The organism is Micromonospora sp. CPCC 205539 (assembly GCF_036906815.1).
Lineage (GTDB): Bacteria > Actinomycetota > Actinomycetes > Mycobacteriales > Micromonosporaceae > Micromonospora.
The window spans coordinates 70,999-77,909 of sequence record NZ_JBAKHW010000032.1 but is presented as its reverse complement, the minus strand read 5'-3'; the positions used below and the strand labels follow the sequence as shown (position 1 = coordinate 77,909).

Annotated in this window: 5 protein-coding genes; 1 reads left to right on the top strand and 4 read right to left on the bottom strand. The window is 75.3% G+C overall.

All coding sequences use genetic code 11. The annotated features are described in order from the left end of the window. From V6V47_RS24770 to V6V47_RS24755, 4 genes are all read right to left on the bottom strand, one after another. Positions 1-2,839, bottom strand: a 2,839-nt coding sequence (locus tag V6V47_RS24770) for a hypothetical protein (RefSeq protein ID WP_334630748.1), incomplete at its 3' end; no start/stop codon positions are given. Positions 2,840-2,887: 48 nt separating this feature from the next. Beyond that, positions 2,888-3,208: a divalent-cation tolerance protein CutA gene (gene cutA / locus V6V47_RS24765; RefSeq protein WP_334630747.1), complete on the bottom strand. Its 321-nt coding sequence runs from the start codon at positions 3,206-3,208 to the stop codon at positions 2,888-2,890. Between the two features lie 9 nt (positions 3,209-3,217). Beyond that, positions 3,218-4,234 carry a 1-acyl-sn-glycerol-3-phosphate acyltransferase gene (locus V6V47_RS24760; RefSeq protein WP_334630746.1) on the bottom strand — a complete coding sequence of 339 codons (1,017 nt, stop codon included), beginning with the start codon at positions 4,232-4,234 and terminating at the stop codon, positions 3,218-3,220. Further along, positions 4,234-5,067 carry a patatin-like phospholipase family protein gene (locus V6V47_RS24755; RefSeq protein WP_334630745.1) on the bottom strand — a complete coding sequence of 278 codons (834 nt, stop codon included), beginning with the start codon at positions 5,065-5,067 and terminating at the stop codon, positions 4,234-4,236. Before V6V47_RS24755 ends, V6V47_RS24760 begins: the two co-directional genes overlap by 1 nt. 153 nt (positions 5,068-5,220) lie before the next feature. On the opposite strand from V6V47_RS24755, the gene V6V47_RS24750 reads away from it, so the two are divergent. Further along, complete coding sequence (locus tag V6V47_RS24750) at positions 5,221-6,618, top strand: serine/threonine-protein kinase (RefSeq protein ID WP_334630744.1); 1,398 nt, start codon at positions 5,221-5,223, stop codon at positions 6,616-6,618. Positions 6,619-6,911 lie beyond the last annotated feature (293 nt).

Here is a 6,911-nt window from a genome sequence, read left to right as displayed (position 1 = left end):
CGATCCGTACCCGCGCGACCGTCCCCCGCCCAGCCGCGCTGGCCTCGGCGGCGGGCGCGCTGGCCTCGGCGGCGGGCGCGCTGGCCTCGGCGGCGGGCCCGCTGGCGGGCGGGGTGAGCGCCGCGGCCACCGCGAGGGCCAGCGCGGCCACCACCAGCACCGGGTACGCCGCCGCCCGCAGTGTCAGCCCGTCGGCGAGCGGTGCCGTCACCGCCAGCGCGACCGCCGAACCGACCGCCACGAGACTGCCGGCGACGCGCACCTCGACGATCCGCGCTCCGACGGCGACGATCACCGCCGCCACCAGCAGGACGCCCTCGGCCGCGAAGGTACCGCCCCGGGTGGCCAGCAACCCCACCACACCCGCGACGGCCAGCACCGCCCCCACCGGTGCGGCGACCGGCGCGAGCGCCGGGCGGTGCGCGGCCAGGGTGGCGAGCAGCAGGGCGGCCACCCCGGCGAGCAGGACTGCGACCGGCAGCACCGGCCAGGGCGCACCAACCGCCACGAGCAGCACCGGCAACGCGGCTGCGGCGAACGGCAGCGCGGGCAGCAGGCTCGGATGGTCGCCCCGGCGGGCCAGTACCGCGGCCAACGCCAGCACGGCCAGCGCCAGGCCGGTGGCGAGCGCCGCCGGGTCGGCGACGACCGTGGGCGCCCCGGACCAGATCGGCCCGGGGCTGCCGTACGGCGTGGCGAGAGCGGCGACCAGCGCCGGCAGCGCGGCCAACACCGCGACCGCCGCCACCACGACACCCGCCACCACCAGCACTGGACGCCGGCCGGCGACGGCGACGCCCAGGGTCGCCAGTGCGGCGTACAGCACGATCGGTTCGTCGCCCACCGCGACGAGCGGCGCGAGCGCGGCAGCGGTGACTCCGACCGCGGCGCCCGTCGCCGCGTACCCGATCAGTTGAGGTCGGTGACGCCGCACGACGAGCAGCGCGACCAGCGGTAGCGCGGCGACGAACAGCGCGGCCCGGGCCTGCCACCAGGGCGGCGCGCCGGCGGCGAACAGCGCCACCGCGGCGATCCCCGGCAGCGGGAGCAGCGCGACCAGCAGTCCCACGCCGGCCACCTGTCGGTACGGCCCGGAGGCGCGCCTCGCCGCCAACGCCAGCCCGACCACGGCGATCGTGCCGAGCGCCACCAGAGCACCCACCGGAGCGGCCAGCGCCACCAGCAGCCCGTGCCCGAGCAGGACGGCACCGCCGATCGCCCGGGCGAGCAGAGTGCCCGGCCGGGCCGTCGGGCGAGCCAGCACGAGGAGGAGCAGGGCGACCCCGCCGACCAGGTCCACGGCCACCACGGCGGGCCAGCCGGCCGCCCATCCAGCGGGCAGGGCGAGCAGCACGGCCACCACGCCGGCCGTACCGAGCAGCGTCCCCGCGCTCCGCGGCAGCAGCAACACCGCCGCGCCGAGCGTCAGCGCCAGGGCGGGTGCCAACTGCCAGCCCCAGTCCAGGTCCGGCCCCGTACCGGCGCCCTGCCAGGGTGGCAGCGACCGCGTGCCGGTGGCGATCGCCAACGCCACGGTGACCAGGACGGCGGCCAGTGCCGTGCCCGCTGCGACCAGCACCGCTCCGGCGCGGGGGCCGGTACGCCAGCCGGGCGGCAGCAGCCGGACCACGCCGGCCAGCCCCAGCGCCACGGTGGCCGCCGCGACCAGCCACAGCGACGGTGACAGCTCGGCCACCGGGCGTAGCACCGCGATGGCCAGCACCGGCACCAGCACCCCACCCGCCACCGCCCGCAGGTGCCGGCCCCCGACCAGTACGGCAGCACCGAGCCCGGTCAGCGCGACCAGCAGCAGCGGCACACCTGCCAGCAGCGGCGAACCCGCCACCCGACCGTGCACCAGCGGCACCAGGGCACTGCCGACGGCACCGACCAGCGCGGCGACGTACCCGATCCCCACGAGCACCCGCCCCACGCGCCGGGCCGGCCGCCCCCCGTTTCCCGGCGCAGCGGCCGACGGGCCCCCGTTGCCTGGCGCAGCGGCCCGTCGGCTGCCATCGCGCAGCGCGACCAGCACGCCCAGATTCAGCAGCGCCACCCCGAGCAGGACCAGCGTCCAGCCGGCAGCCCCCGGCCGGGCCTCGGCGGCGAGCAGGGGCAGCACCGGTTGAGCGGCCAGCAGTGCCGCGAACCAGGGCCCGGTCAACCGGCTCATCCGGCCGTACGCCACGGCAACCGCCGCGCTGGCCCCCCCGACCAGCGCGGCGTACCGGGTACCCGGCCAGTCGGCCACGCCGGCCAGGTCGACCGACCAGGCCGCGTACCCGTCCAGCACCACCAGCAGCAGCCCCACCGCGGCGAAGGTCTCCGCCGTGCCGCGCAGCCCTCGGCGTACTGCCAGCAGCGGGGCGGCCAGGACGAGCGCGGTGAACGCCGCCAGGATCAGTGCCCGTCCGGCGACCCCTACCGCCGCCCAGGCCACCGCGGTGAAGACCACCGCCGCGGTGCCCAGCAGCAGTCCACCGAGGACGAAGAGCAGACCCTGGATCGTCCGCGTCGAGGTCTCCGCCCCACCCGCAGGCCCCACCCCGGCGGGCACGGGGGCGACGGGCGCCGGAGGCACCGCGACGGGAGCCACCACCCCGGCCCGGACGATCGCGGCCAACTCGGCCCGACGCCGGGTGCGGGCCGTCAGCCGTCCAGCCAGCTCGGCGTACGTCTGACGGGCCCGTTCCACCTCGGGCTCAAGCTGGACGATCTCCCGGCCCAACCGGACCATTTCGGCGGCGACCGGGTCGGGTGGACGACGGCAGCCGGCACAACCGGCACTCAGATCGGCCGGGGCGCCGCAGGCGGGGCAGGGATAACCGGTGTCGTCCACCCGGTCATCATCGTGACCCGACCGGGGCGCGGCCCAGAGTGCGCGTACTCAGGGACGGGTGTGCTCGTGCACCCAGGCGACGTACCCGGGATCGCCACTCTCCACCCGGGACACCAGGATCTCCGGCACCTCGTACGGGTGGCTGGCCCGGATCTGGTCCACCAGCGCGGTGAGCCGGTCCGGTGCGGTCTTGAACTGCACCGACCACTCGGTGCTGGTCTCCACCCCGGTCCGCCACCAGTAGGTGCTGTCCACCTGACCGCCGACCTGGGCGCAGGCGGCGAGCCGCCCGGCAACGGCCGCAGCCGCCAGTACGTCGGCGACCGAGCGCGCATCCACCACCGTCGTCACCACGCAGATCTGATCCACGCCCGCACCCTACGCGGCGCCGTCCCGATTGGCCGCGATCCAGCCGTCGATCCGCGCCCACCAGTCGTACAGCCAGTCGATGCGTTCCTGCCGTCCGGCGGGTACGTCCTCCGGCGGCACCGACCAGAACCGCATCACGATCCGCTTGTCCATCGGCAGCTCACGCCACACGTCGGCGACGGTGAGCATCCGGTCCAGACCGGTGTGGGCCACGAAGATGACCCCGGCGTCCGGGGCGGCCTCCAGCGCGGCGAGCATCCCGCCGGGCTGCGGGGCCAGCACGTGCCGCATCCGTTCCGCGCGCCGCGCCATCCGCTCCAGACCGAGGGAGCGCAGCCGGGCGATGGCGCGTACCCGCCGCTTGGGCGTGAAGTTGCCCCCCTCCGGGAAGATCACGAAGGCGTCGTTGTCGTCCAGCCCGTCGGCGAGGTGCCCGACCTGGCGTACCGTCTCCTCGCCGCGCTCCGGTCTGGGCGCGATGAAACGGGCGGGCAGCCGGTTGAGCAGCACGTCGATCGTCGGGTCCCACTGGAGGCTGTCCTTCAGCACGATCCGTGGCTCCCGGTGGAACCAGTTGACCAGCGCGTGGATCAGGATGAACGAGTCACCCGGCCCGGCGTGCCGACAGAGCACCAACTCGGGCCGACCGGGCAGCGCGGTGTCCGGGTCGGTGCCCACCACGTCGATGCGTAACCGCAGCGTCCACCGGGCCTGCCAGAACAGCACCCGCAGGAACCAGCCGGCCAGCACGTAGTGGGCGCGTTGGAAGCCCGCCGACCGGATCCGCCAGCCGAACCCGGAGGCGACCCAGAGCCCGAAGAGCGCGAGCAGCGCGGCGGCGTCCCACACCAGGTAGACGCAGCCGATCCAGAGCAGCCGCAGCGGGCGCAACCGGCCCGGGACCAGCGGGGACACGGCGGCCGCGACGAGAGCCCAGACCGGCAGCGTGGTCACCACGGCGACCGCGAGCAGCACCACCCCGGGGGCGAACAGCAGCCGGCGCAGCCACCGGGGCGGCAGTGGCATCACCGCTCCAGGTTGGTGGCGAGGTAGCGCCGGGAAGCGGTGTACGCCCGGCTGATCCGCCGGCCCACCGCCGCCATGTCCCGGTAGGCCCATGGCGTGTCGTCGCGCGGGTTGAGCCCTCCGGTCGGCAGGACGTGCACCTCCACCCCTTCGGGCAGGGCGGCCATCTCCCGGAAGAACCGGTGCCGGCGGGATATCTCGAAGGCGACCTGGGCGATCTCCCAGGGCCGCCGGGGCGGCGTCAGTTCCCGTTCGATCCGGCCCACCTGGAGGACGAAGATCTGCTTGGCACCGGCGATCACCGCCTCGCCGATCGGGATCGAGTTGACGATGCCACCGTCCACGTAGTGCGCGCCGTCGATCTCGGTGGGCGGGAGGATGCCCGGTACCGATGCCGACGCCAGCACGGCCGGCACCACCGGACCGCTGTCGAACCAGTGCTCGGCGGCCCGCTCGATGTGTGCGGCGCAGCAGCGGAACGGCACGCGCAGGTCGGCGAAGGTGGTGTCGACGCCCAGCTCGGATTCGAGCAGCCGGCGCAGCGGCCGGGGCGAGTGCAGGTGGGTCCGAGCCGCGAAGCGGCGGAGCTGCCGGGCGACCGAGTCGCCGTACACCTCGCTGGCCTCCGGCGAGGCCCAGAGCCGGACCAGCCGGTCGGTCACCGCCTCCGACGGGTCGGCGGCGACCAGCGCGCCGTTGACGGCGCCGATCGAGGTGCCGAGCACCAGGTCGGGTTGGATGCCGGCCCGGAACAGGGCACGCAACATGCCCACCTCGACCGCGCCGAGCACTCCCCCGCCACCGAGCACGAACGCCACCGGTCCCCCAGCCATGCCCCTCATCCTGGCACGCGCGCGCCGCCGGCCGATCGCCCGCATCGCGGGACGGCCGCCCATGCTGGCACCCGACATCGACAGGGACCGTTGACAGGCCGGAGACATTCACGCAACCTGATACCGCTCCCACCCCCGAGGCAGGTGCGATCCGTGACCGCAGCACTGCACCCGGGCCGATTGCTGGCCCGCAGGTACCGGCTCATCGACCAGATCGGCGCCGGCGGCATGTCGGTCATCTGGCGCGCCCGGGACGAGGTGCTGGACCGGGTCGTCGCTCTCAAGGTGCTCGCCCCGTCGCTGGCCGCCGACGCCCGCTTTCGCGACATGGTGCGCGAGGAGGCACGGGCCGCCGCCCAGTTGGTGCATCCGCACGTGACCTCGGTGCACGACTACGGCGAGACGGTCGCCCCGGACGGCTCCATCACGTCGTTCGTGGTCATGGAACTGCTCAACGGGGAGGGACTGGAGCTGCGGCTCATCGAGGGGCCACTGCCGTGGGCCGAGGCGGTCGAGGTGGGCGCGCAGGTCGCCGACGCGCTGGCCGCCGCGCACCGGCTCGGCATCGTGCACCGCGACATCACGCCGGCGAACGTGATGATGACCGCCGTAGGTGTCAAGGTGCTCGACTTCGGCATCGCCACCCGGGTCGGCGCGCCGGACGAGGACGAGGATGGCGCCACCTTCGGCACCCCGGCGTACGTCGCCCCGGAACGGCTGGACGGAGCGCCCGCTCAGCCCGCCACCGACGTCTACTCCCTCGGCGTACTGCTGCACGAGGCGCTCACCGGCCGGGTCCCGTACCCGGCGGCCACCTGGGAACAGCTCAGCGCGGCGCTGGCCAGCGGCCCGCCGCCGACGCTGGCCGACGTTCCGGACCTGCCGCCAGCGGTGGCCCGGATCTGCCTGCGCAGTCTGGCGAAGGATCCGGCCGACCGCCCGACCGCCCGACAGGTCGCCACCACGATGCGCGACCAACTGCTGCCCAACGACGCCGGGCCGGGCGACGCCGGGCCGGGCGACGCCGGGCCGGGCGACGCCGGGCCGGGCGACGCCGGGCCGGGCCGGTCGCGTCGCTGGCCGGTGTTGCTGCTGGTCCCGGCCGTCCTGGCGGTCGGGGTCGCGCTGGCCGTCGCGGCCCTGCTGCCCGACGAGCGGTCCGCACCACAGACCCGGCCCACCGCCAGCCCGGTGGCGCCCACGTCGATCGTCCCGCCGGCCACCGAGCCCTCCCGTCCCGCCACCCCGCCGTCGATCACGGTCTCGCCCGACCCCCGGCCGGGCACGCTGGTGGAGGCCGCCAACCGGGTCGACGCGCTGATCGGCGCGGGAGTGACCGCCGGAGAGATCCGCGCCGACGTCGGCACCGACCTGCGCAACGAGCTACGCAACCTGCGGGCCGCCGTCGGTCCGGGCCGGAACGAGCTGGCCCCACCGGTGGCCCGGCTGCGTGAGAAGGTCGCGGTCCGTCTGGGCGAGGGCAACATCAGCCAGGGGTACGCGGACAGACTCGACTCCGCCATCGCGGAGCTGGGCGTGGCACGGGCCTGATCCGGCTGACGTGACGGCGTCACGCTCTCGCGTGCGGGGGTAGCTGTGCGCGGTGCTGCCGGACGCCGGGGGTGACCATCCCCGTCTCGCTTGCTTTGCTCTGCTTCAACGGACGCAACACTTTTGCGGCGGAAGTGTTGCGTCCGTTGAAGCAGAGCAAAGGGCAGTTCGAGCATGCCTGCCACCCGGCCGGCGACCCGGACACCGCCCACCGCGGGGGCCCCGTCCGTCTCGACACCCAGGACGGCTTGCCATGCCAACCGCAGTCGTAACGCACCACCGAGAGCGCGGCC

Bases quoted from the DNA above. Each gene is read 5' to 3' on its own strand.
- V6V47_RS24760 (WP_334630746.1), bottom strand. From the start codon at position 4,234: ATGCCACTGCCGCCCCGGTGGCTGCGCCGGCTGCTGTTCGCCCCCGGG.
- V6V47_RS24755 (WP_334630745.1), bottom strand. From the start codon at position 5,067: ATGGCTGGGGGACCGGTGGCGTTCGTGCTCGGTGGCGGGGGAGTGCTC.